The sequence below is a fragment of the Oleiphilus sp. HI0061 genome, from assembly GCF_001635675.1.
Genome location: NZ_LWFE01000911.1, coordinates 1 through 329 on the forward strand (window position 1 = coordinate 1; position 329 = coordinate 329).

The window sequence follows — 329 nt, forward strand, 5'->3', positions numbered from 1 at the left end:
CCGGTCAAAAAGAAGATTCCCAAGCTGTATATGAGCTTTGCACGGTACCAGCCAAGCCTAAGCTTGAAAACACTGAGCGACAATAAGGAGCAGCGCAATCAGCAACTCCATAAAGAAGCCGAGATTGTTAGAGACAAAATGAAGAAAATGATCTCCCTGATCATCACAGAACGCCGACTGAATGACTTGGTTCATTAAGCCTCTTACATGAGTGATTCGATACAAGGCTTCCTTGTCACACGGCAATGGCGAGATACACCACAAGGCGTGCTGCTCAAGTATTGGTTTTATTAATGCAAAACAAAGTCAAACCATATTTGAATATAAAT

Annotated in this window: 2 protein-coding genes; both read left to right on the top strand. The window is 42.2% G+C overall.

The features are described 5' to 3' along the window. A partial coding sequence (locus A3735_RS30835; protein ID WP_197485847.1) for a hypothetical protein occupies nt 1-198 on the top strand: 198 nt, incomplete at its 5' end. A 9-nt stretch (nt 199-207) separates the two neighbouring features. Further along, nucleotides 208-294, top strand: coding sequence for a hypothetical protein (locus A3735_RS32540; RefSeq protein WP_368664562.1), 87 nt, complete (start codon nt 208-210; stop codon nt 292-294). Nucleotides 295-329 lie beyond the last annotated feature (35 nt).

Excerpts from the sequence above, each read along its gene's own strand:
- A3735_RS32540 (WP_368664562.1), top strand. The coding sequence starts at position 208 with ATGAGTGATTCGATACAAGGCTTCCTTGTCACACGGCAATGGCGAGAT.